The sequence below is a fragment of the Myceligenerans xiligouense genome, from assembly GCF_003814695.1.
Taxonomy (GTDB): domain Bacteria; phylum Actinomycetota; class Actinomycetes; order Actinomycetales; family Cellulomonadaceae; genus Myceligenerans; species Myceligenerans xiligouense.
Genome location: NZ_RKQZ01000001.1, coordinates 1,137,071 through 1,160,531 on the forward strand (window position 1 = coordinate 1,137,071; position 23,461 = coordinate 1,160,531).

General features: G+C 69.3%; 16 protein-coding genes. 7 read left to right on the plus strand and 9 right to left on the minus strand.

The genetic code is table 11. The annotated features are described in order from the left end of the window. Positions 1 to 26: 26 nt before the first annotated feature. Entirely contained in the window at positions 27 to 314 is a 288-nt protein-coding gene (locus EDD34_RS04795; RefSeq protein WP_211341490.1) for a transposase, read from the minus strand. A gap of 10 nt (positions 315 to 324) precedes the next feature. Next, the gene (locus EDD34_RS04800; RefSeq protein WP_123813553.1) at positions 325 to 993 is read right to left on the minus strand and encodes an HNH endonuclease; all 669 of its coding nucleotides are present in this window, start codon (positions 991 to 993) and stop codon (positions 325 to 327) included. 167 nt (positions 994 to 1,160) lie between these two features. On the opposite strand from EDD34_RS04800, the gene EDD34_RS04805 reads away from it, so the two are divergent. After that, a complete protein-coding gene (locus tag EDD34_RS04805) occupies positions 1,161 to 2,096 on the plus strand; it encodes an NgoMIV family type II restriction endonuclease (RefSeq protein WP_123813554.1) in 936 nt (311 codons plus the stop codon). Between the two features lie 135 nt (positions 2,097 to 2,231). Here EDD34_RS04805 and EDD34_RS04810 read toward each other — a convergent pair whose 3' ends face one another. The 5 genes from EDD34_RS04810 to EDD34_RS04830 form a co-directional block, all read right to left on the minus strand. Next, on the minus strand, positions 2,232 to 3,221 hold the full coding sequence (locus EDD34_RS04810; RefSeq protein WP_123813555.1) for a PD-(D/E)XK nuclease family protein: 990 nt from the start codon (positions 3,219 to 3,221) through the stop codon (positions 2,232 to 2,234). Then, a complete protein-coding gene (locus EDD34_RS04815) occupies positions 3,218 to 8,701 on the minus strand; it encodes a DEAD/DEAH box helicase (protein ID WP_123813556.1) in 5,484 nt (1,827 codons plus the stop codon). The genes EDD34_RS04810 and EDD34_RS04815 overlap by 4 nt, the downstream gene beginning before the upstream one ends. A 17-nt stretch (positions 8,702 to 8,718) precedes the next feature. After that, the gene (locus EDD34_RS04820) at positions 8,719 to 9,612 is read right to left on the minus strand and encodes a hypothetical protein (protein ID WP_123813557.1); all 894 of its coding nucleotides are present in this window, start codon (positions 9,610 to 9,612) and stop codon (positions 8,719 to 8,721) included. A gap of 16 nt (positions 9,613 to 9,628) precedes the next feature. Further along, the gene (locus EDD34_RS04825; protein WP_123813558.1) at positions 9,629 to 11,710 is read right to left on the minus strand and encodes a hypothetical protein; all 2,082 of its coding nucleotides are present in this window, start codon (positions 11,708 to 11,710) and stop codon (positions 9,629 to 9,631) included. Positions 11,711 to 12,121: 411 nt separating this feature from the next. Next, positions 12,122 to 13,105, minus strand: a complete 984-nt coding sequence (locus EDD34_RS04830) for an HNH endonuclease (RefSeq protein ID WP_170176975.1) — start codon at positions 13,103 to 13,105, stop codon at positions 12,122 to 12,124. A gap of 152 nt (positions 13,106 to 13,257) precedes the next feature. Here EDD34_RS04830 and EDD34_RS04835 point away from each other — a divergent pair, with 152 nt between their 5' ends. Beyond that, positions 13,258 to 13,722, plus strand: coding sequence for a hypothetical protein (locus EDD34_RS04835; protein ID WP_123813560.1), 465 nt, complete (start codon positions 13,258 to 13,260; stop codon positions 13,720 to 13,722). 119 nt (positions 13,723 to 13,841) lie between these two features. Here EDD34_RS04835 and EDD34_RS04840 read toward each other — a convergent pair whose 3' ends face one another. Further along, positions 13,842 to 14,090 (minus strand): hypothetical protein, encoded by a 249-nt coding sequence (locus EDD34_RS04840; protein WP_123813561.1) that lies wholly within the window; start codon positions 14,088 to 14,090, stop codon positions 13,842 to 13,844. 429 nt (positions 14,091 to 14,519) lie between these two features. On the opposite strand from EDD34_RS04840, the gene EDD34_RS04845 reads away from it, so the two are divergent. The 4 genes from EDD34_RS04845 (at position 14,520) to EDD34_RS04860 (ending at position 18,985) form a co-directional block, all read left to right on the plus strand. Further along, a complete protein-coding gene (locus EDD34_RS04845) occupies positions 14,520 to 15,746 on the plus strand; it encodes an amidohydrolase (protein WP_123816325.1) in 1,227 nt (408 codons plus the stop codon). 106 nt (positions 15,747 to 15,852) lie between these two features. Next, the gene (locus EDD34_RS04850; protein ID WP_123813562.1) at positions 15,853 to 16,239 is read left to right on the plus strand and encodes a VOC family protein; all 387 of its coding nucleotides are present in this window, start codon (positions 15,853 to 15,855) and stop codon (positions 16,237 to 16,239) included. Positions 16,240 to 16,348: 109 nt separating this feature from the next. Continuing rightward, the gene (locus tag EDD34_RS04855; RefSeq protein ID WP_123813563.1) at positions 16,349 to 17,452 is read left to right on the plus strand and encodes a serine hydrolase domain-containing protein; all 1,104 of its coding nucleotides are present in this window, start codon (positions 16,349 to 16,351) and stop codon (positions 17,450 to 17,452) included. Positions 17,453 to 17,545: 93 nt separating this feature from the next. Beyond that, on the plus strand, positions 17,546 to 18,985 hold the full coding sequence (locus EDD34_RS04860; RefSeq protein WP_123813564.1) for a serine hydrolase domain-containing protein: 1,440 nt from the start codon (positions 17,546 to 17,548) through the stop codon (positions 18,983 to 18,985). A 78-nt stretch (positions 18,986 to 19,063) separates the two neighbouring features. Here the strand turns inward: EDD34_RS04860 and EDD34_RS04865 are convergent, their stop codons facing one another. Continuing rightward, a complete protein-coding gene (locus tag EDD34_RS04865) occupies positions 19,064 to 20,557 on the minus strand; it encodes an FAD-dependent oxidoreductase (RefSeq protein WP_123813565.1) in 1,494 nt (497 codons plus the stop codon). A 122-nt stretch (positions 20,558 to 20,679) separates the two neighbouring features. Here EDD34_RS04865 and EDD34_RS04870 point away from each other — a divergent pair, with 122 nt between their 5' ends. Next, entirely contained in the window at positions 20,680 to 23,433 is a 2,754-nt protein-coding gene (locus tag EDD34_RS04870; RefSeq protein WP_211341491.1) for an ATP-binding protein, read from the plus strand. The last annotated feature ends 28 nt before the right edge of the window (positions 23,434 to 23,461 follow it).

Below are 23,461 nucleotides of genomic sequence, written 5' to 3' on the forward strand. Positions count from 1 at the left end.
AACAAGGATCACCAAGCGCTACACCACTACTCGGGACTTGACCCGATCGAGTCGTCCTTGACGATCACGTGGTCCAAGATCTCCTCCCAGGTGCCGTCCGCGGTCCAGACCCGCAGCCGTTCGTGCAGCGTCTTCCACGGCCCGTACTTCGCGGGCACGTCCCGCCACGGCGCCCCCGTGCGCAGCCGCCACAGGATCCCGTTGATCACCTGCCGGTGATCCCGCCACCGGCCACCCCGGCCCGTCGCCACCGGCAGCAACGGCTCGATCCGCGCCCAGGTCGCATCCGTCAGCTCACCGCGTCCAACGCCCACGACCCCGACATTACCGGCCCTGTGACCTGCCTATTCGCAGGACAGACCCTAGAACTTCGTCGTAACGGTGCGGGTCTGGCATCTGGTCCCGTGCCAGCTCGTTGCAGCGTGCGCACTCCGTATGCCAGTTATCCAGGTCGTCTGCCGCAGCACGAGACCGAAGGCGCTCCTGAGGGATCCGGTGGCCGATCGTCAAACGAGCATTCGTATCTGATTCGCCCGGATAACTTTCGCGTGCTCCAACGCCGCACAGCACGCATCGGTGTCCATCCCGTTCGAACACGAGCCGCCGAACTCTGGCAGACGGAGCAGCCTTCCTGTGCTGCCGACGCTCCTCCTTGAGCCAGTAGCGAGCACCAAACTTGTCGATGCAGTATTCATCGTGGCGGAGCTTCCGGCCTCCGTCTCGCTGCGAGCGAATGACCCAGCCGTTCTCGCGCAGCTCACGGAGGCGGCGGTTCAGATGTTCGGACCTCCCGTCGATGTCCTTGCCCAGCGCGCCGCGCAACTCGTTCATCGTGAACTGGCTGCCAACCTCCTTGTTGAACCAGAGCCAGGCCGCCAAGCGGGACGTCTGGCCGAAGGGCTGCTTCTCAGCCGCAGGCGACACGGTCAGCTCCCACCAGAGGACGCCTCCCGGCGTGTACGCGTCGGGTGGGTACTCAGCATCGGTGGTCACGACCGGGAGTATTGCCGACTCCCCAGCTAGGACGACAGGCTGGGCGCCAACGTGAGCACGGATCTCACCCCCTCAGGTGGGCCTGTGCCGAACTTGGCGGCACGTGCGTGTATCTTGCGGACTGCGCGCAGCCCCACCGGCCACTGTGAACCAGGGAGACCTTGCTGATGACTCAGCCCTCGTTTGACCACGACACCTCCGGCTCAAGGCGTGTCGACGACTCCACAGAAGCTCTCGCTGAGAGCCCCGTGCTCCTCGCACAGGAGCGGCGAGAGTTCCATGCGAGCTTGCTGGCGTCGGGAACGCTAACCGTCGACAGGAACGGAGTGCCGAGCAACGCTGACAAGCAGAACTCTCGGTCCGTCATGTGGGCTCAGGCGATCGCGAACAAGCTCAAGGTCGAGACGGTTAACGAGCGTGCAGCGGGCCAGACATCGGGTAACACGTTCGAGGACGCCGTGGCAGCTTATCTCAACAGTTCCTTCCCGGCGCTGTCGGCTTTGCGGCCTGGGGATTGGGACATTCGCAAGATCACGGGGCGGAACGCTAGCGGGGTCTCTCAGTTCGAGCAGTACCGCCATCTGGCCGACCTGGACCGTGCGGTAAAGGCTGATCCAATGCTGAGGGCATCGCTAGGCAACGCATACGTCGTCGCTCCCGACGTCATCATCGCCCGGAATCCAGTAAGCGACGCCGTGCTCAACGCCGGGACACTCCTGGTCGACGAGAGCGTCGCTACACACGCAAGCCTTCGGTGCTCGGTCCAGCCTGACCCGATCCTTCACTCGGTTGTCTCGTGCAAGTGGACCCTCCGCTCGGACCGCGCCCAGAATGCTCGCACCGAGGCACTCAACCTGATCCGGAACCGAAAAGGCCAGGTGCCACACATCGTGGTTGTCACCGGTGAGCCAACCCTCTCGCGAATCTCCTCGCTTGCGCTGGGCACGGGCGACATCGATACCGTCTACCACTTTGCGCTGTACGAGCTGGAGACCGCCGTCCGGGCTTCCGGGGATGACGAGCACATTGCTCTGCTCGACTCCATGGTCGACGGCAGACGCCTTAAGGATATTAGTGACCTCCCGCTGGACCTCGCCATTTGACCGAAGTGTCGGGGCACCGTGCCCTGTGTGACAAGCTCGGCCTCTGTGTCGAGCCTCAAAATGCACTGCCAGGACAGACATAGCGGACACGCCGATCATTCTTAGACGAGGTTTAAGCGGTGTAGATCCCGAAGGTTACATTGGTGTCGCGATGTGGACCGCGCTGTTATGCCCCCAGCGACGCCCGGTTAGCCCGCTCTCGTTGGTTCGGGATCGTCCGAGCCGTACGAGTCTCGCATGGTCGCCGGGGCCACCACTGATGAGTTCCCCGGGTACGCCGCTGACCCAGACGTCGCCGTCTTTAGTCTCGATGAGCACTGCAACCGCTCCGGTCGTCGCTTCCTCGATCCGTCGGAGTGTTCCCTCGACGCAGTCAGCATCGGGCCACTTAGTCGCGGCATCCCAGTGTGGCTGGCACTCCAGCCGTCGTCTGCAGAAGTAGCAGACGACCTCCGCAGGCTTCGCATCGTGCCTGCTCGACGCCCGAGCCGAAGCGACTTGCACCAACGCGTCCTTAATTCCCTCGTCGGTGACCGTCACCGGAATCGGCCCGCGGTTGAGGGAGAAGACTTCGACCCGGTCCGGCCGCAGCCCATACGTGAGTTCAACGAGATATGCATAGATCGTGAGCTGAAACTTCACCGAGTCGGGTACATCACCCTTGGTGAAGGTCTGTGTCTTGAGGTCGATCAGGACGACTTCGGGGCCAAGTAGGACGAGGTCAGGTGTCCCGCGGAGGCGGAGCTCGGGGTCCATCATCTCTTGCTCCGAGATCACCTCATCAGGTGAGCGTGCCCCGAGCAGTGCCGCCAGTGCGGTTCCGCGCGCCAGCAGCCGCGCGCGAGCCAGTGCCCAACCGGCTGGGAGACGTCCGCCAAGCTCGGCGACATGCTCGTTGACCGCGTCCGACAACGTCTGTCGTGGGTCTTGGGCGCGGTAGCCCTCCACGGCAATCCAGCGCTTCAGCACGCGATGTGCCAACGTGCCGGTGTTGACATCCTGCGTGGTGGCCTTCGCCGTAGCGTAAGTAGTTGGACCAACGGAGGCGGGACACTCCGTCAGGCGCCATGCGCGGGTGGGAGACAACCACTCTCGGCCTTGGTCGATCGGCGTTGCACTCGTCACGCCGGTGCGTCCATCGTTTCGGCGAGCTGCAGCACGCTGCCGGGGTCACGGTCGAGCGTTAGGCTGTCGAGAATCACGGCCGGGACACCCGGCGCGGCCACCTCAGCAAGGGCCATCGCCTCTGCGAGACGGTCCGACATCAGGACGGTGTCCGCAGACTCGAGTGGGTGACGCACGACGAGGACGCGGTCGCCTTGCGGGTGCTCGAAGCGGACAGCGCCCGTGGCGTCAGGGAGCACCTCCGCGGAGTAGCCGTGCGCCCACGCCTCGGCGGCTCGCTGGAGTACTTGCTCGTCGACCTCGAGCTTGCCGTGCAGCAGAACGTGGAGCAGATCGCGAGCCAGCCGCCAGTCGAGCAGCGCGTGGTACGAGATGTTCCCGTAGTCGCGGAGGCACCGGTAGCAGGAGGCGGAGCAGTCGTCGGCGTGCTCGGGCTCGGCGAGCTTGTCGAGGTGCTTCCCGATCGCTTTGATCAGGTCGCGGAGTTCTTCCGCACGCCCGAGGTGCGTCGAGAAGCCAGCGCCGTTCTCTAGCGTGTCAGCGATGAAGGCGTACGGCGCGGACTCCCCGTTGCTCGCCAGCCCCGCGAACATGCCGGCGACGAGCTCCAGCGGCTCAATATCCAGCTCCGCCGCGGCGACCCTGCGGATCAGGAAGGCAAGGGAGTACCACGCCGCGCGGCGTCCGTCGGAGATGTCTGGTGCCCCGTATGGCTGCGTCCCACCCGAAAAGTTCAGGCGGATGCCCTCGCTGGGAATCGTGCCGCTTTGCGGGCCGAAGAATAGGAAGTCAGTCGGCTGCACGGCGCCGAGCGCCACGGGGTCGAGCGCATCCCCCGCTGCAAGGGCTTGCGGGATGATCCCCTTGTCTATGGCCTCCACCGAGACGTAGCCGCCCCAGTTCTGGCCGCCCGCAGCTGCCGCCTTGAACGTGAAGAGCTTGCCGCCGTTGTCATTGATCACAAACCGGCGCCCGGGGCCAGAGTATGCGATGGCTGAGCCGACCGTTGCCGAGTCGAGGGCGTTGAGGTCGGCGAGCGCCCGTGCCGCCATCGCACGAGGCGACCAGGAGAAGTTGCCATCGAAGTCGCGTGGCTTCCAGGCACGGAATCCGAGCGGTTCGCGCAGTGACATCTTGGCGAACCCGTCCGGCCCGTAGCCACACTGTGGGCAGGTGACGATGTCGCCCAGGTCCTCGTCGGAGAGATAGGAGCAGGAACGGCAGAGGTAGATGGTCCGGTCGTGACCGAGAGGATCGCCGTCGGCATGCTCCACCCGGCGCCCGGCCGGCTGGAAGGCAGCGAGCCCGATCGAGGTGTAGATCTGTCGGTCGCGGACGACCTCGCTCATCGGGGCGAATTGGCTTGACGCGATAGCCAGGTCGCGGTCGATAACGTTGGCCGGCGGCCACGGGTAGGTCTTGAACGGCCGTTCCAAGTAGAGGTAGCGAACGCTCGTCGGGAACCCGAACATCGGCAGGACGCCGGCTTCGGCGAGCCGCTGGCTGAGATCCTCGTGCCCCACCGTTCCGTCCGCAGCCGCCCTGTCGATGAGGTCTGGCAGCTCGGCGATGCAGGCGGGCGTCAGGTTGCTGGCCTCGGGTGCCAGCGGCGTCCGATCAGCGAAGGCTTGTGCAACTTGCTGTACCGTCGCGGCGTGGCTCGTGAGCCAGTCCACGAGGTAGGACCGCGCGGCGTGCCAGTCAGTCACCTGGCCGAACGCCCCGTGAACATTGACCGTCCGCGTGAAGTCCAGGCCGTCATTTGTCATCGCTGTCTCGACGTCGCGCATCGCCCGACGTAGCACCTCAGCGCGGAGCGATCGGGCGAAGATCTCCTTGCGCCCAGTCGCCAGGTATGGCTTTGGCGTCGGATCGTTCGTGATCCGCTCGGGCTGGTCAAAGTAGTACTCGTCGTGGCTACGGCCCCTGCACACTGTCAGCGCTATAGCGACTGGGCTGCCGCGCCGCCCGGCACGACCGACGCGCTGCTGGTAGTTGAACCGGGTAGGCGGCATGTTGCCGAGTACGACGGCTGATAGTGCGCCGATGTCGACACCAGCCTCCATCGTGGTGGTGACGCTCAGCAGGTCGATGCCGTCGGCCTTGCCGACCTCCGGATCGGCACCGGAATCGAGGAAGACACCCTGGAAGCGTGCCTGGCGGCCTTGGGCATCGATCCGGTCGGTCTGGCCGGTCAGCTCTTCGGTGTTGAGCCGGAAGCGCCCGGCCTGACGGGTCGCCTTCCAGCCGTAGTAGTCGCTGGTCGGGTCGACCGACTCGGCGTCAACCGGGAGCGCCTTGTAGCAGTGGACGCAGAACCCGCAGCTCCGGCTCAGATGCTGCCGTCCGCAGTTGTCGCAGACCCACGCCTTGCCGTTGCTCTGGCGGAGCAGCACCCTCGTCGGGTCGATGAGGTAGTCACGCACAGCAGTCCCGCACTTCAACGTGAAGACGTTCTGCAACTGGATAGTCGTCGGCCCGCCGGCCTGCTCGATCGCCTTCCAGAAGTTCCGAAGCTGCGCAGGCGGATCCTGTCGTGGCGTCCTCATCCCTTCGAAACGGCGCGCGTTCGCAAGGACCCGCAGACTGGCGCGGGTGTAGGCCATGTCGTCCGACGCCAGGATGTCGAGCGGCTCGTCGTCGCTACTCAGCGCCAGCCAGCCGAGGCCGAGCGACTCAAAGTCACGACCGCCACCGGAGAACAGCCCGTCGAGAACCTCGGCGAGGAGCTTGACATTGATCTCCGCGAGGAGCGCCTGCTGCTCGGCCGACAGGTTTGAGCGGGGCTGCGGTGGCGTCAGCGACCAGTCATAGAGACCGGTCCATTTGCGGCCTGAGGCTGTCTTTTCGATGCTCGCGTGCGGCCCGCCCGGGTTGAGGCCGAGCATGAGGAGCTTGGCTGAGATGGCGCCAGTTGAGGCGTCGACCGTCGGCCCCTTGCTGAGACTCAGGATCAGGCCGGGCTCGTCTGCTAGATCGTGTCCGGGCCGACCTTCCCAAGTGTCGCGCAGCTTCTGGAAGACCAGCGCCTCATGCTTCTCCAGCCGGTCGAACGCCGCCCACGACTCGGGCGTCTTGTCGCCATCAACAACGTGCGCCCGCGCCAGGGCGATGTCGGGCGCGATGTCCGCCGACGCCTGCATCTGCTCGTGGAGCAGGAGACGCAGGAGGTCTTGGTAATGACGCAGCCCGAGGCCAGAGGAAAGCTTGGCGGCGTCTTGCCGACTGTCGGTGAAGAGGATGACCTTACGGTCGTTGTCGCCCATATCCGTCGCCAACTCGGTCGTGAGCACCTGGTTGATCTTCTCGAAACCTGTGCGCATAGTCCGGATGGGGGAGCGCTGAGTGCGCTGGTCGGTGTGTGGCAGCCGAACTCCGCCGGGGCCCCACTGGATCTCCCAGTCGTCGCCGCAGCTCGGGCACGTAGTCGGGAACGGGCTGAGCTGGGCGGGGTCGCGCCTGGTGCGCCGCGCCGCGGGAACCACGGCGTGAAAGGTCCATCCGGTGTGTCCACCATGTGGCCGAGCATTGCGTATGCCGCCGCTGGCCGGAGTCAACTCACTGCGGCGGAACTCGTACTGGACGTTGCCGCCGTCGCGCGTCCAGTTGCTACCTGGCAAGGTCGGCAGGGTGTTGGCCGTGTGCGGCCAGTAGACGAGGTAGTTGTTGGCCGTCCGCTCCGACTGGACCTGGTCAGGCAGCTTGCCGAGCTCGGGTACGTCCGCCAGTAGGAGAGTCTTGACGGCGCTCCGCTGGGTCGCGCCCTCCGGCGTAAAACCGCCGAGCATGACGTCGCCGCAGTTCTGGCAGTAGAGAAGCTCAAGGACGCGAGCACCGCAGCCACAGCGCGTGACAGGCTCACGGAAGAGTCGGCCGACCGGTCGCGGTTTCTCGTCCTGCGGGCCGAGTGTGCATGCCGGATCGCTGCACGCCCAGACGCCCGGCACATTCCGGAAGAAGTAGTGCGCCCGCACCTTCGGATCGCCATCGACGGAATCATCCGAAAGGGCAGAGAGCAGCCGCTTGAGCGCAGTCTCACGGTCGGTCTCCGGCGCCTCAGAGAAGACCTTGTCGGCCAGCGCTGCCAGCGGCTTCGCGACCGGAATCTCCGGCGCGTCGTCCGACTCCTTGGTGAGGAAGGCGCGCCGGAGCGTGTCGGTCAGGCCGGCATCGCGAACGATCCGCGGCGTCGCGGATTCCTCGGAGTCGAGGATCTGGGTAGCCAACGACGCCGTGCCAACGGGGGCAGTCCCCGGCATAGACAGGGTCCCCGGCACGAACTCGAAGGAGCTGGCGTCGACCCCGAAGAACTCCTCCAAGTAGTCCTGGTCGCGCTCGGCGTCAATCGAGGCAGAGGCCGCCAACACACGGAGCTGGTGCGGATGCTCATCCAGCCCGAGGCGCTGCTTGAGGTTGCGCAGCAGGTAGGCGACCTCAGTCCCCGCCGTGCCGCGGTACATGTGCAGCTCATCGACCACCAGCGTGAACCTGTGGCTTGGGTCGGCCTCCAGCCACTTCCGCGTCGAGTCGAAGTAGTGGCCGTCGCGCTCGCGCAGGAGCATGACGTTGAGCATCGAGTAGTTGGTAACCAGGACGTCGGGCGGCGCGTCGGCCATGTCCCAGCGAGAGCGCATCTCGGCGCCGTCAAGCCGGGGAACGAAGTACCGCACCTCGTCGTTGCCAGTCTCCTGCGCCACCTGGGCTGCCCGCAGCCCGCGCAGCTCTGTCGCGTTGAGGACGTCGCGGAGCCGCTCGACCGCACTGTTGGTCTCGCGGCTACCGGTCACCGGTGTCGCGCCGGTGTAGCGCCCGAAGTAGAAGCGGTGGCCGTGGCGGTTCGCGTCCAGCCAGCTCCGAGCGGCATCGCTGTCCAAGGCGCGTCGCATACGCATGAGCTGGTCGTCGACCAAGGCGTTCATCGGGTAGAGCACGAGGGCACGCACGGCTCGGTCGCGGCCCGTCTCACCCTGGCGCTGTGAAGCGAACGGCGTGCCGCCCTGTTGCCACCAGGGGCAATAGGAGGCGGGGCTGCCCACCCAGGTGCGGGACTCTTCGAGCAGCGAGCCGAGAACCGGGAGCAAGAACGACTCTGTCTTACCCGAGCCCGTGCCCGCCGTCACGATCATGTTGGTGCCCGCTGCCATCCCGGCGGTGAGTGCCCGCTCCTGGTGCAGGTAGAGCGGGCGGTTTGCAGGAATGAGCCCGCAGGCAGCGAAGTCGGCCAGCTCGCTCGGCGCCCCGCAGTTGGCGACCGAGGTGCTCAGACCGTGCGGCGTACTGACGTACTCCGGGCGCAGTTCGACGAGCGGCAGACGGTAGGCGCCGTTGTCGCGGTCGAAGAGGGCGCGTCGCTCGTGCTCCAGCCGCTGGTCGGCCAGCCCAAACGGCGTGTCGTAGTAGCGGAAATATGCCTCGCGCAGCCGGTCGAATGTGCCCGTGACGTCGAGACCATGGTGGGAAGGGGACTGGGGAGTGGCCATCGGTACCTCTGGCTGAATCACGAGATGACAGTGACGCGCTGGCGAATGGATTCTCCCACCAGCTCGACGATCTCTTTGGGGACATTCGGATAGATCGCGGTGCCGACGGCCCGCCCGAACCGGGTCGGGAGGCCGCTGCACAGCACAAGTGCGCGGGCTTGAAGTGGCGGTAGCGGTGCACCCTGGTCTACGAACGCCGTGCCGATCTCCTGACCCGCCGTGGTGCGCTCGGGGCGCCAGCGGATGACGGATAGCCCGCAGCGGGCGAGTTCGAGAAGGATCCCGGTGGCGTGGTCGGTGTGGTGCCAGTTTTTGCCGGACCGGAAGAGGTAGCTCGGCCGCCCGAGCGCCGTGAACCGGCAGAGCCCGTCAGCAGCTGGAAGCCCAGGGGAGAATTGGTGCCAGTCCTCAGTGAGTGTCAGATGCTCGACCACGTCGCTACGGCTCGGCGATGCCGCCAGGTCGCCGAGTCCAATGGGGCTAAGGCCCTCCGCAATGTTGCGGGCGGCGCAGCCGACGAAAGCGATCCCGAGCTCGGCGAGGTCGGATCGCAGCGCGTCGATCGAGTCTGACTGCACGTAGACCGAAGATGGTGCACAGAGCGGCGCACCGTGGCTGGTCTCGTGCTCCTCGACCTGGACGGCGAAGACGTCTTCCAGGCGCTCCAGTAGCCCGATTCGCCGCTGACCCACGAGCACCGCCGTCCCCCCTGCACCAGGTGTCAAGGTGGCAACGGCGGGAGCGATCGCCCAGCGATCATTCGCCCAGTCGATCTCGGCGTGGCCGAGGGAGGAGACATCTCGAAGCCAGCGTCCGGTGTCACGCGGTCGCGGGCTCCGGTCCGCGCTTCGAGCGGCCCACGCGATCCGTTGGCGCAGGTCGCGGATGTCGCCGGACCCGACCTCGCTCATCCAGTTCAGGAGAAGGTCAGCTCGCACTGCGGCGCTCCCAGGCTTCGAGGTACAACTTCCAAATCGGGTCGTCCAGTCGAACGGTCGCGCTGGCGGAGGCCCAGACCTGCCGGTCCTGGGTGGTGAGTTCTCGGAAGGCGGGCTCGGCAACTCGGAGACGCGTTGCTTGCCACCCCTTCGCTCGTCGCTGGAGCAGCCAAGCACCCTCGTCGCGCGCGACCTCGAAGCACATGAAGCTCGCGCCTGGAAGGAAGGTCGGAAGCGCTGGCTCCTCGAGCAGCCGTACGTGACCACTCCGATCCACTATCCAGTTCTCCAGCGCACCTCGTCGTGCTAGTACGTCGTCGTCGGTAACAAGATCGTTCGTCAGCGCGCCACAGACCTCAGCGGGTTCTCCGATCTCACGCAGGTTGCCGCCAATCCAGAAGAGACTGCCAACGCCGGGAGCCTGCCAGCCGGCATCTGGTCCGGGGCTGACGATGAACGCCAACTCCTCCCCGTCCGCCTCGATCGTGTGGATCCCGGACTCGTACGGTCCGAACCTGGCGAACGGGATCGGGAAGATCGAGGCACGGAAGGGCTGCGACCTGTTGTAGTCAAGTGTCACCTCGACCGTGCGAGGCTCGGCGCCCACCGGGAGCTCAAGATCGGGCTCGCCGCCGGCCAGATAGGTGTTGCGGCTGAGGTTGCGGAACATCGGCAGCCCGTTGATGAGCCTTGGTCGCGCCGTCGTCCCTATGCGCAGCGGCGCCGCAGTGGTGCCCGGCAGCACTCGGGTTGCGGCTTCGAGCAGCCTCTGGTCGGAGAAATTGACGCGGTAGTAGATCGAGTAGCCGCTGAGAAGGCGCTCGGCGTTGGTGTCCTTCATCTTCCGCCAGCCACTATCGGCTGCCGACCGCAACGCTTCCTCAACGCCGGGGGAGAGGTGCCGTGTGACCGCGAAGACGTGCTCTTCGTAGGGCTGCACGGCGTCGACCGCCAACCAGCCGCCAGCATGGGCATTCTCCATGAAAACGAGCAGCTTGGACGGCTCGAACTCGGCGTACGACTCCTCGCCCCGGGCTGACAGCCCGACCGTCAGTGCATGTGGGGTCACTTCCGGGAGCCCAATAGCGTCGAGCATCGAGCTGTGCGGGTCGGTCGTCACGATCACCGTGAACTCTTCGCTATCGCTGGTACCCACGAGGACGTCATCTGGCGCACCCGCAACGGCCGGGACGACCCACCACGCCTCGCCTTCGTCAAGGTCGATTGCGGGGCGGATCTCCAGGCGACGGAGCCCGCTCGCCGTGATGACGTTCCCGTCCCAAGCCACGGCCAGACCATGCACGAGCGGCTCTAGGTAATCCTGAAGCGTCGCGTCGTCGAGGGCCTCCACGAATCGGTCGCTGAAGCCCTGGTTGCGGTTGTACGTCCAGACCTTCAGGAGGCTCAGCAACGTCGAGGGCGCCGGGGTTCCCGCCTGCTTCAGGCGCATGCGCACGAAGAAGCGCGTCAGAGCGGCATGGTCACTACGCCGGAGCAGCGTCTGGGACAGGGGATAACCGATCCGTGTGTACTCCCGGTCCTCACGGATTGTGGAGGTGCCGAAGGTGCCGGCTTGCTCTTCGAGCCACGCGTCAAGGCGTTGCCACATCGTGGCAACGTCGACGAAGGCACCTCGTTCGCGCAGGTCAGTGCGGAGGATGTCGACCTCAGCATCGGTGCCGTCGGGGAGAAGAGCACGTGCTAGCCGGATGTAGTAGTTGTGCCGTGCTCCTGAGGGGTCGCTACGCATCTCTGACGCTGCCAGGACACTAAGCGCGAGCACGGGCAGCGTGGGAGGCGGGGTGGCGCGCGACCCGTGTTGCCAGGCTCGTTCGAGTCGGGTGACCGGCTCGAACATGGTGCCATGCTGCGAGACGTCGACGACGCCTCGCACCGCCGCCGCGAGGGAGCGGACGCAGTCCTCGCCATCGTCGGCGAGTGTATCCAGCTCGTCCCGACCGACGAACATCACGACGGGCTGTCCTTCGTGGCCCTCGAAGAACTCAGCCGCCAGCTTCACCTGCCAACGGGCGTACCCCTCCGGCATAGCGGTGGCGGCGACGCTCGGCATGAAACGGACCATACGGCAGACCGCTAGTTCGTATCGTGGAGGCTCGCCTGGGTGTACTGACTCAGCAGGTTCCACGACGTTGCTTCCTTGTGTGCCCAGGCGCCGAACACGGGTGGGCCGGACTGACCAGCGTGGTACTGCGCTTGGGCGGCGCGTGACAGGTAGCCGGGCCGGAGTAGGTCTTGTCCGCAAGGGCGCGGCCGCCGCTTGCCGGACTGGCCCGGCCCCGCACCTGCCGATGGCGAGAACTGACCCCCTGGCCCGTCCCAAGGGCCCTTGGCAGAACGAACCAGACGTGGCGGGGCAGCGCGGCGGTCGAATCTGAGCTTCGGGTCATCGCACTACAGGACGGTCACGTTCGTCTGCGGTGGGAATTGGCCGATCGTCCGTATCGCCCTACGTCCAGCACTCCTAATCGAAGACCCGCTCACGGTGCCACGCGAGATACCGATCTGCTGGCGTGACCACCGCCAGCGTCAGATCAATCCGTTGCCGCAAGCCGTCGCCAGTGAAGTGGCGAGCGGTCGCCGGGTTCTCGCGAACGGCGGAGGCGAGACGTGGCGAGAAGCGGACGGCCAGATGGTCGGCGGCGCTGTCCAGGGTCATCAGGCCGGTGTCGAAGGCTGCGTCGTGCGTTGGGCATGCCGCGATCCCATTCGCGACGTCCAGGCGTTCCCGATGGTCGGAGTTGCGCCATGGCTTGATGTGCCCTGCCCGCAGCAGGGTGGGGCGTCGTTCGTCCCCGAGCGTGAACCCGCAGAACGCGCACGCGTCGCCGAAGTTGCGCATCACCTCGGAGGCGAACGCGCTCTGCCCGACTCGGATCATCTGCATCAGTGCTCGCTCGGTTGCGCTGTCAGTCTCAAGGTCTTCCAGCCGGCGTTGTTGGATCTCCTGCTCGACGGCGTCCTCCAGATCATGCGGGTCGATCTCCTCCTGTCCGAGCAGCACCATCGAGCCGCCGTGCTCCAGGCCGAGGAAGTCGGGAAGCCGCTCGGTGCCGATGCCGACGTTTCGGGCCGCGGCGAGGATGACCTGGTAGGTGCTGGCAACGAGGTCGGGATCCGAGGCGAGGAGTCGGCCGAGTTCGATGTCGGTGGTGGCGCCGCGGTTCCGGCCGGGGACGCCGGAGAGGTTCTGAACCTTTGACGCGACACCGTTCGGCTTGCGTCGAAACAGTCGTGCGAGTTCCGGTACGGGATAGGGGAAGTTGCGGCCGCCTCCGCCGCCCGCCCTGACGTTCGCCACGACGCGCACCGCTCCCGCGAGGAGCGTCTCGACGGGGGAGTGCTTGATGCGAGGGCGATTCTCGGAAGGCTCCTGGCGGGACAGGATCTCGAGCCACTGCCGCTCGGCTTCGGCGATCGTGATGTCGAGATAGTCCGAAAGGCTCATGGCACTCACACTATTCCGTACCCGAGAAGCGGTCGCCGCCTGTTCCGGGAGGGGCAGGCGGGAGGCGCACCACTTGACCAGCAGCGGTCCCGGGCGCATCGAAGGTTGCCCGTCCGCTACAGTCCCAGTCCGATCGAGGATCGAGGTGGACGGTGTCGAGCTGGTTCAGCCGCTTCCTGAAGTGTGCAGAGATCGATGATGAGGACTCTGGCCTGGGGCCGAAGCACCCGAGCTTCGCCGCTCACTTCCGGGACCCGATCTACGACGATCCGGCCGATGATCTCGCGCCCTTCGGCAACGACGAGGGCTGGGATCTGCTGGCCGACTGGGCGGAGCGGGCCGACGAACTGCACAGTGATTCGACGCTGACCCAGTTGGCGCCGGAGTGGTTCCGTGGCAGGCCGCTGTTGCCGGCCGATCTGAACGAGCACGACGTCGACGTGAATGACATCGTCATCGCTGCGGGGTTCACCCTGCTGCGGCTGACCGGCCAGATCGGCGAGCCGGACCGTGCCCTGGTGTTGCGAGCGCTGGACATCCGAGACCGCACCCACGGACACGAACCACAGACCCAGCAGATGCGCGCCGACCTGCTGGCCTTCGGCCGGACCCGTTAGCGGCGCTACCCAGCTGGTGACGCCGCCTGCTCGATGTCGGCTACGACATGCTCTCCGAGCAGCCAGGGCCGCTGGCCGAGCTCATCGACGACTTCCTGCGACGGATCGGCGTCCGGGATTCAGGCGCCGCCGTGCGTGCCCAGAATCTCCAGAATGACAGAACACCACATGCCTCCAAGAATCATCAAAATGATGAGTATGCCTGACAGGATGGCGGCCCTGATCGTGATCCTGATGGATCGGGTCGGCAATGCCCCAAGCTTCATCGCGAGCTCATCGACGTTCAAGAACTGCTGGACGAGATAGACCCCGAGAAGTGCAAAGGCAGACGTCAACCCGCACACGAACAGAAGCCATGCAAGCAGCATCCTCGGTCAATCTCCAGGGTCGGTGATCGTCAACTCGGCGTCCGAGTCCGATTCTGCCCGACCGTGTGCGGGCCTCGGCGATGTGCACTTCTGGTGATGCCTGCCACGGCCGGCCTTGGCCGAGCTGATCCGCCGATAGGGCCGCCGCAGCCTACCCAGGGGAACACATGGCCCGAACACGGTCGGTCATCGCAGGCTCGGCGGCGTTCGCGGCGGGTGCTGTGCGCCGGGTGTGCACCGAGGTGATGTCGGCCCGATTCTTCGTGCCGTATGACCGGTGGATGCACTGAGCGGACTGAACGACGCTCACCCACACCACCCTCCCGAGCAAACCCCGCCCCCCAATGGCATCGTGACCCCATGACGACTCCCTCCGCGGTGCCCGGCCCGCTCCCGGACGTCGACGCCATCCTGACCCCGCTCGCGCAGATGCTCCCCGATCTGCGCGAGCTCTACGTCGACCTCCACGAGCACCCCGAGCTGTCCTACCAGGAGACCCGCACGGCCGCCCTGGTCGCCGAGCGTCTCGCGGCAGCCGGGTACCGGACCCACACGGGCATCGGCGAGACCGGCGTCGCGGGGGTGCTGAGCAACGGTGACGGCCCGTGCGTGCTCCTGCGCGCCGACATGGACGCCCTGCCCGTCACCGAGGACACCGGCCTCCCGTACGCCAGCTCCGTCCGCGCCACCACGGCGGACGGTGTCGAGTCGGGTGTGATGCACGCGTGCGGGCACGACGTGCACGTCACAGCCCTGCTCGGCGCGGCCGACCTGCTGGCCCGCGGCCGGTCCGCGTGGTCGGGCACGGTGGTCGTCGTCTTCCAGCCGGCCGAGGAGCTCGGCACGGGCGCCCGCGCCATGGTCGACGGCGGCCTGTACGACGTCGTGCCGCATCCCGACATCGTGCTGGGACAGCACGTGGCCCCTATACCGGCGGGTGTGCTCGGGACCCATCCAGGCCCGGCCTTCGCGGGCACCGACATCCTTGACATCCGGCTGGTGGGCCGCGGCGGTCACGGGTCGCGGCCGGAGGCCACGGTCGACCCGGTGGTGATGGCGGCCTCGACCGTGATGCGCCTGCAGACGGTCGTGTCCCGCGAGGTGGCGGCCGGCGACTCCGCCGTCGTCACGGTGGGCAAGCTCCAGGCGGGCACCAAGGACAACATCATTCCCGACGAGGCGGTGCTCGGCGTCAACATCCGCACTTTCGACGACGCCGTGCGGACGCGGGTCCTGGCCGCCGTCGAACGGATCGTGCGGGGCGAGGCCGACGCCGCGGGCGCGCCCCGGCCTCCGCTGATCACGCCCGGTGAGCAGTTCCCGCCCCTGTTCAACGACCCGGCCGAGACCGAGCGCACCCGGGAGGCGCTCGCCGCTCGCTTCGGTGCCGAGCGGGTCGTCGATCCCGGGCCGGTGTCGGGCAGCGAGGACGTCAGCGTGCTGGCGACGGCGGCCGGGGTGCCGCTGGTGTACTGGCTGCTGGGCGGCTGGGACCCCGCGGAGTTCCGGGCCGCCGAGCAGGCGGGCACCACCGACCGCGACATCCCGTCCAACCATTCCCCGCGGTTCGCGCCGGTGCCGCATCCCACCCTGGAGACGGGTGTGACGGCGCTCGTCGTGGCGGCCCTGGACCGGTTGGCGGGACGGGCGCCGTAGGCCTCCGAGGCCCACGCTCTCGCGTTCCCGACCGGCCCCGCAGTACCGATGATTTCCCCCGACCGCCCCCGTCAACCGTATGACCGCACCGACGGAAGGAACTCACATGGTCACCACGCTCCGCAGTTTCAGCGGCTTCTCGGTGGACGACGTCGCCGCCGCCCTCCCCTTCTACCGCGACACCCTCGGCCTGCCCGCACGCGAGAACGCCATGGGTGGTTTCGAGATCGACCTCACCGAGGGGTCGTCGGTGTTCGTCTACCCCAAGGGGGAGGCGCACGTGCCTGCGTCGTACACCGTGCTCAACCTCGTGGTTCCGGACATCGACGCCGCGGTCACGGAACTGGAGGCCGCCGGCGTGCACCTGCTCCGCTACCCCGAGTTCGACCAGGACGACCGCGGTGTGGCGCGGAGCACCGACCCCGCCCAGGGCCCGACGATCGGCTGGATCAGCGACCCCGCGGGCAACGTCATCGCCCTCATCCAGGAGTGAACCGGCAGTGAACCGCCGGTGAGCGGGCCGCCGAGCCGTCCGCAGCGCTCGCGCCCGCGTCGCCGCAGCGCCCGCGGTCGCCACGGCGGCCCGCCGCTACGCTGGCGCCATGACGCACCCCCTCCGCGAAGTCCTGACCCGGCACGTCGACGCGGGGACGATCCCCGGCGCGATCGCGACCTACGGCAGCGAGTGCGACCCGGTGGTCGTCGGCTCGTCGGGGCCCGACGGCGGACGTCTGGCTCCTGACGCGATCGTGCGTATCCAGTCGATGACCAAGCTGGTCACGACGGTCGCGGCGCTGCGTCTCGTCGAGCAGGGTGCCATCGCGCTGGACGACGGGATCGAGGCCTGGATGCCCGAGCTCGCCGGCCGTCGGGTGCTCGCGCATCCGCTGGCCGACGTCGGCGACACCGTCCCCGCGGCGCGCCCCATCTCCTTGCGCGACCTGCTGACGAACCAGTCCGGCTACGGAGTCGTCACCGTCGACTCGCCGTTGCTCCGCGCGATGCGGGACGCCGGGATCGAGGCGAACAACGAGCCGGTGGACCGGGGTGCCGAGGACTGGCTCGCCGCGCTCTCGGCGCTGCCTCTGGCGCACCAGCCCGGCCGGGGATGGCGGTACCACCTGGGGTTCGGGATCCTGGGGGTCCTGCTCGGCCGCGTCGCGGGAACGAGCACCCCGGAGCTGCTGCGACGGTCCGTCCTCGAACCGGTCGGGATGCCGGACACCGGCTTCCGCGTGCCGGAGGGCCAGGAGCATCGCCTCCTGCCGGCATTCCGCCGCACGCCCGAGGGGCTGGTCGAGGCGGAGCCCGCGGGCGGTGGCTTCCACACCGGCCCGGCGCCGTTCGACGAGAGCCACTCCGAGCTCGTCTCGACGCTGGCCGACTACCACGCGTTCCTGCGCGCGCTGGTCGACGGCGATCTCGTGGGCCCCGCCCTCCTGGACGAGTTGCGCACCGACCAGGTGGACGCAGCCGCCAAGACCCCGGAGAGCTTCTACCCGGGCTTCTGGGACGGCCTGGGCTGGGGGTTCGGCGTCTCGGTCACGACGGAGGGCCCGCACCGCGGACGCTTCGGCTGGTCGGGCGGGTACGGCACCGACTTCTTCGTGGATCCGGACGGGACGGTCTGCATCGTCCTCGCCCAGGTCGAGATGGACGAGCGGGTGCTCGCGATGATCGGTGAGGTCCTGCAGGCCGTGGACTGAGGCGCCAGGGGCCCGCCGCGACCGAGAACCTCCCGCGCGCACGCCCTCGACCGCGCGCGAAATTCGGTGGACCCCCCTCGCTAGGGTGCCTGAATGCTCTCTCGTCGTGCCCTTCTGCCACGGTCGACACCGGCGGCGTCAGGCGTCTCGTCCCAGGCGGTGTCGGCACTGCTGGACAGGCTCGACGCGCAGTCGGTCGAATGCCACTCGCTCATGGTGGTGCGTCACGGTCACGTGGTCGCCGAGGGCTGGTGGTCGCCCTACTCGGCCGACCGCCCGCATCTGCTCTACTCGCTGACCAAGTCGTTCACCGCCGTCGCCGTGGGGATCGCGATCGGGGACGGCCTGCTGTCGCTCGACGACCGGGTGGTCGACGTGCTGCCCGGCCACGTCCCGCCCGACGTCTCCGAGCAGGGGCGCCGCCTCACGGTGCACCACCTGCTGTCGATGACCACCGGCCACGACACGGACAGCCTCGCCGCGGCCTGGGGCCTGGAGCCGGGCGACCTGACGAGAGGCTTCCTGCGGGTGCCGTTCCCCAAGGCGGAGGGGACGCGGCACGCCTACGACAATCCCACCACCTACGTGCTGGCCAGGATGGTCGAACGGGTCACCGGCACGGCCCTGCCGGAGTTCCTCGACGAGCGTCTCCTCCGGCCGATGGGCATCGACCACGCCGAGTGGGATCGGGTGGCGAGCGGTGCGGCCTTCGGGTTCCACGGGCTGCATCTCACGACCGAGGCCGTCGCCGCCTTCGGCCAGTTGCTGCTGCGCGGCGGACGCTGGGGTGACCGGCAACTCGTCCCGCGCGAGTGGGTGGAGCTCGCGACCCGTCGTCACGTCCGGACCCGGCAGGTCGAGGGCTGGTCGGACAACCCCGACACGCTGTGCGGGTACGGCTACCAGTTCTGGATGTCACGTCACGGGTTTCGCGGCGAAGGCTCGTTCGGCCAGCTGTGCGTCGTCGTCCCGTCCCACGAGCTCGTGGTGGTCCTGACGGCCGGCATCGGCGAGGGCGGTGAGACCCTGCTCGACCCCGTGTGGGAATGCCTGCTGCCCGGCCTGGACGGGGAGACGGCCGGCGGCGCCCAGGACGACGTCGTCCTCGACGAGCGCCTGCGGAGCCTGGCGTTCCCGCCGCCCCAGGGAACCGCCGGCCCCGGCCGCACTGTCACGGCGAGGCTCGACGGCTCCGCCGCGGGCTCGGCGCTGCCCGAGGGAAGCCCGGTGGTCGTCGAACCCGCGGACGGTGGATGGGCCGTGCGCCTCGGGTCGCTGCCCGGCATCGAGGTCGGGCACGGCGCCTGGCGTGAGACCTCGCCGCTCGGCCGTCCTGTCGTCGGGGCGGGCGCGTGGCAGGGGCACGTCTTCGTCGCCGACCTGTACGTCATCACCACCCCGCACCGGGTCCGGCTGGAGGTCGACGCCCGCGCGGGCACCGCGGTCGCGACCTGGAACGTCGTCCCCCTCACCGACTCCCGCCTGGAACCGCACCTGCGGTCGCCGCTGATGACCCGGCCCGACGTCGCGTAGGCGAGCGGCCGGGCGCGGACGCCGCCCGTTCAGCGAGGACCGCATCCGGCGCGAGATGAATCGCTACTCCTGACCGCCTCAGGCGCCTGGGGAAGTGCTTCGCGGCCGTCGAGACCGGGTCGCCGAGGGCTGAGCGCTCGGCGCACCGCACAGGCCGGTGAGCGCCTCGCGGATCGCCGCGGTGTCGCCCGGGGCGGTGATCGCGCCGACGTAGCCGTCGGGGCGGACGAGCAGGCATTCGCCGGTGTCCTCGGCGGGGGCGACCACGCGCACCCGGTCGGCCCAGCCGTCGACGTCGGCCGTGCCACCGGGGGAGAGCAGCACGAACCTCCCGCCGTGCAGCGCCTCGTAGAGGCGGCGTCCGTCCGCGAGGTCCTGGTCGGGGACGCGGTCGCCGACGCGACGGTCGGCGCCGCCGGGGGCGTCGTAGTCGAAGCCGACACCGCTGAGCCGGCCGATGGCGCGGCTGTGCACCGCCGGGATCTTGATGGCGGTTCCGCCGAGGAGACCGCGCACGGCCCGGCCGGCGCCGGAGCGGAGCATGGCGAGGCGGATCAGGGTGCCGCTGGCCTGGAGCACCTCGCGGCCGACGGGGTGGCGCTCGGAATGGTAGGTGTCGAGCAGGCTCTCGGGCGCGCCGCGCAGGACGGCGGCCAGCTTCCAGGACAGGTTCGCGGCGTCCTGCAGACCGGTGTTCATGCCCATGCCGCCGGCGGGCGAGTGGCAGTGCGCGGCGTCGCCGGCGAGGAAGACCCGGCCGACACGGTACTCGGGGACCTGTCGCTCGTCGGAGTGGAACCGCGAGGTCCAGCGCGCCTCGGACATGCCGTGGTCGGTGCCCAGGGCGCGCCTCGTGACCGCCCTGACCTCGTCGAGGTCGAGCGGGGCGCTCTCGGGCACGTCCGCGCGGCGGTCCCAGCAGAAGACGCGCCACCAGCCGTCGCCGAACGGGGCGAGGAAGGCGAACTCGTCGCCGTTGCCGTTGACGGTGAGGGCTTCCTCGGGCTCTTCGGCGAGTCGCACGTCGGCGAGCATGATCGACCTGATGACGGACTCCCCGGGGAAGGGCTGCCCGATGGCGTCCCGGACCCGGGAGCGGACGCCGTCGGTGCCGACGACGTAGGCGGCCCGCCGGGAGGTCACGGTCCCGTCGGCGTCGCGGGCCCGCACGACGACGCCGGTGTCGTCCTGGGTCAGGTCGGTGAACTCGGCGTCGTGCACCAGGTCGGCCCCGGCGTCGACGGCGCGCTCCCGCAGGACCTGTTCCACGGTGTACTGCGGGCTGACGAGCAGGAAGGGGAAGCGGCTCGGGAGCTCGTCGAAGTGCACGTGCACGGCGGCGAACAGCCGGGCGTCGGCGACCCGGCCGACCGAGCGCTTCACGAGCGGGTCGGCGAGGCCGCGGGCGTCCAGCTGTTCCAGGGTGCGGGCGTGGACACCGAAGGCCCGCGAGAGGTTCGAGATCTCGCTGCCGCGCCGCTCCAGCAGCGTGACGGACAGGCCCGCCTCGGCGAGGTCGCCGGCCAGCAGGAGCCCGGTGGGACCGGCTCCGACGACGATGACATCGGTCATGACTCTCCAGGGGTTCGCGGTGGTTCGTCACGACGGTACGGCCCGGCGGCCCCCGTCCGAATCAGTCACGGTGACTGAAGTCGTGGGCCGGGTGGACGCCTCGGTTGGGTAGTGTTCGAGCGGTGATCGGCAGAGAGCCTGAGGCCGCCCGGCTGGCCCGGATGGTCGCCGGGGCGCGTGCCGGGCAGGGCTCCGCGATCGTCCTGCGTGGCGAGGCCGGGATCGGCAAGTCGGCTTTGCTGGCGCACGTCGCCGACACGGCGGCCGCCGACCTGCTCGTACTGCGAGCGGTCGGTGTCGAGTCCGAGTCCGAGCTGCCCTTCGCGGCCCTGCATCTGCTGCTGCGTCCGGCCGCGCACCTGGTCGACCGGCTTCCCGCCACCCAGCGGCAGGCGCTCCGGCGTGCTTTCCGTGAGGAGCACGGGGACGCCCCGGATCGCTTTCTCATCGGACTCGCCGTGCTGACGCTTCTCGCCGACCTCGCCGAGGAGCGCCCGCTGCTGTGCCTCGTCGACGACGCCCAGTGGCTCGACCGGGCCTCGCTCGACGCGCTGCTGTTCGCGTCACGGCGGCTGGAGGCCGAACGGATCGCCCTGGTCCTCGCCGTTCGTGACGCGGCGGGCCTCCCCGTCGACGGCGTCCCGGAGCTTCCGCTGTCCGCGCTGGGCAGAGCGGACAGCGAGCGGCTGCTCGCCGAGCACGTGGCCGGCCTCGGTCCGCAGGCGCGCGACCGCGTGATCGCCGAGGCCGAGGGAAACCCGTTCGCGCTCCTGCACTTCGCCGCCCACCTGTCGGACGAGCAGCGGTCCGGGCACCTGGCACCGCTGCCGCTGGGGACGTCGGAAGCCTCGTCCGGCGGTCGCCTGGAGCGGTCCGTCAGCGCGGCCGTCCAGCGGCTCCCCGACCGGACCCGCCTGCTGCTCCTGGTCGCCGCCGCGGACGGCTCGGGCGAACTGGCCCTCGTCCTGAGGGCGGCCCAGGCGCTCGGTGCCGGCCCGCCGGATCTGGCGGCCGCGGAGCGTACCGCCCTGGTCGAGGTCGCGGACGGTCACCTGCGATTCCACCACCCGCTGATCAAGGCGGCGGCCTACCACGAGGCGCCCATGCTGCGGCGCGCGGCGGCCCATCGCGCCCTCGCCGAGCTCCTCTCCGGCGACGAGCACGCCGACCGCAGGGCCTGGCACCTCGCCGCCGCCGCGCTCGAGCCCGACGAGGAGGTCTCGGGGATCCTCGCGGAGACCGGCCGGCGTGCCCAGGCCCGCGGTGCCCACGGCGCCGCCGCCACGGCCTACGAACGAGCGGCGCAGCTCACCGCGGACCGGGGGCGCCGCGCCCGGTGGCTGGCCGCGGCGGCCGAGGCGATGCTCGCGGCCGGGCAGCTCGACCGTGCCGCCGCTGGCGCCGCGCGAGGCCGTCGGCTGACGGCCGATTCCGTGCTGCTGGCCCGTCTGGACCGGGTGCGGGGAGCGGTCGAGGCCGAGCAGGGCGACCCCGTGTCCGCCATGCACCTCCTGATCTCCGCCGCGTCGGGTGTCGCCGGCGTCGCGCCGTCCGACGCGGCGACCCTGCTCGCCTCGGCCGCCGGACAGGCCTGGTTCGCGGGGGAGCACGGCGAGCTCAGGAAGGCCGCCGATCTCCTGACCTCCCTCGGTTCCGCCGTCGAGCCGCACCAGCTCCCCGTGACCGCCGCGGTGCGCGGGATGGAGCGCCTGGCCGCCGGCGACCCGGCGGCGGGCCTGTCGCACCTGCGCCGAGCCGCGCCCCCCGCGGGGACCGCCGCCGCCGATCAGCTCGCGGGCACCTACGCCGTGTTCGGCGCGCTGATGACCGGCGACGACGACGCGGCCGGCGAGCTGGCGGCGGCACGGGTGGACGCGTGTCGCGCCCAGGGCCTCGTCGGCGCGTTGCCGCACGCGCTGGCGATGCTCACCCAGGCGCAGATCTTGCGCGGCGGCTACGCCGAGGCGGCCGAGTCCGGCGCCGAGGCCTGGCGGATCGCGGACGACACGGGACAGACGGGCCGGCTGCGGCATCTGCGGGGTGTCCTGGCGCGGCTGGCCGCCATCCGCGGCGACGACGAGGAATGCCTGCGGCTCGCCGGCCGTCCCCAGGGGGCCGCCGAGGAACGCCACGGCTCCGGCTGGGGCGACAGCTCGCTGAGCCTGCTCGACCTCGCGCGGGCCCGGTACGCCCGGGCGGCCGAGCGGCTGACGCCGCTCCTGCGCGGTCCGCTCGGCCACACCGTGGTCGTCACGTTCGCGGTCGCCGACTTCGTCGAGGCGTGTGCCCGGCTCGGCGAGCCCGACCGTGCCGTCGCGGCGTTCACCCGGTTCGACGCCTGGACCGAGGCGAGCGGCCGGCCCTGGGCGCGGGCGGTCGCGCACCGCTGCCGCGCCCTGCTCGCCCCGTCCGACGGCGCCGATGCCCACTACGACGCCGCACTCAGGTTGCACGCCCGCGACGGCCGTCCCTTCGAGCGGGCCAGAACCGAGCTGGTCTACGGTGAGTGGCTGCGCCGGGAGCGACGTCGGGCCGACGCGGCCGTCCAGCTCCGCGCCGCGAGGAGGACCTTCGCCTCGCTGGGCGCCGCGCCCTGGGCCGAGCGGGCCGGACGGGAGCTGGTCGCGGCCGGCGGGCGGGTCGCGCGAGCGGAGCCGGACGGCCCCGGCTCCGCGCTCGACGCACTGACCCCGCAGGAACTCCAGGTGGTGCGGCTTGCCGCGACCGGAGCCACGAACCGGCAGATCGGCGCCCAGCTCTTCCTCAGCCCCAGGACCGTGGGCTCCCATCTGTACCGGGCCTATCCCAAGCTCGGTGTCTCGTCACGCGCCGAGCTGGCCGGCCTCGTCGTGCCTGCCCGCCCGTGCACCGGGTGAGTCTGGCCGGCTCGTCCACGGCTCCCTC

Coding starts and splice junctions, on each gene's coding strand:
- EDD34_RS04840 (WP_123813561.1), bottom strand. CDS start 14,090: ATGCTGCTTGCATGGCTTCTGTTCGTGTGCGGGTTGACGTCTGCCTTT.
- EDD34_RS04860 (WP_123813564.1), top strand. CDS start 17,546: ATGCTCTCTCGTCGTGCCCTTCTGCCACGGTCGACACCGGCGGCGTCA.
- EDD34_RS04825 (WP_123813558.1), bottom strand. CDS start 11,710: ATGCCGAGCGTCGCCGCCACCGCTATGCCGGAGGGGTACGCCCGTTGG.
- EDD34_RS04830 (WP_170176975.1), bottom strand. CDS start 13,105: ATGAGCCTTTCGGACTATCTCGACATCACGATCGCCGAAGCCGAGCGG.
- EDD34_RS04850 (WP_123813562.1), top strand. CDS start 15,853: ATGGTCACCACGCTCCGCAGTTTCAGCGGCTTCTCGGTGGACGACGTC.
- EDD34_RS04805 (WP_123813554.1), top strand. CDS start 1,161: ATGACTCAGCCCTCGTTTGACCACGACACCTCCGGCTCAAGGCGTGTC.
- EDD34_RS04855 (WP_123813563.1), top strand. CDS start 16,349: ATGACGCACCCCCTCCGCGAAGTCCTGACCCGGCACGTCGACGCGGGG.
- EDD34_RS04845 (WP_123816325.1), top strand. CDS start 14,520: ATGCTCCCCGATCTGCGCGAGCTCTACGTCGACCTCCACGAGCACCCC.
- EDD34_RS04815 (WP_123813556.1), bottom strand. CDS start 8,701: ATGGCCACTCCCCAGTCCCCTTCCCACCATGGTCTCGACGTCACGGGC.
- EDD34_RS04865 (WP_123813565.1), bottom strand. CDS start 20,557: ATGACCGATGTCATCGTCGTCGGAGCCGGTCCCACCGGGCTCCTGCTG.
- EDD34_RS04820 (WP_123813557.1), bottom strand. CDS start 9,612: ATGAGCGAGGTCGGGTCCGGCGACATCCGCGACCTGCGCCAACGGATC.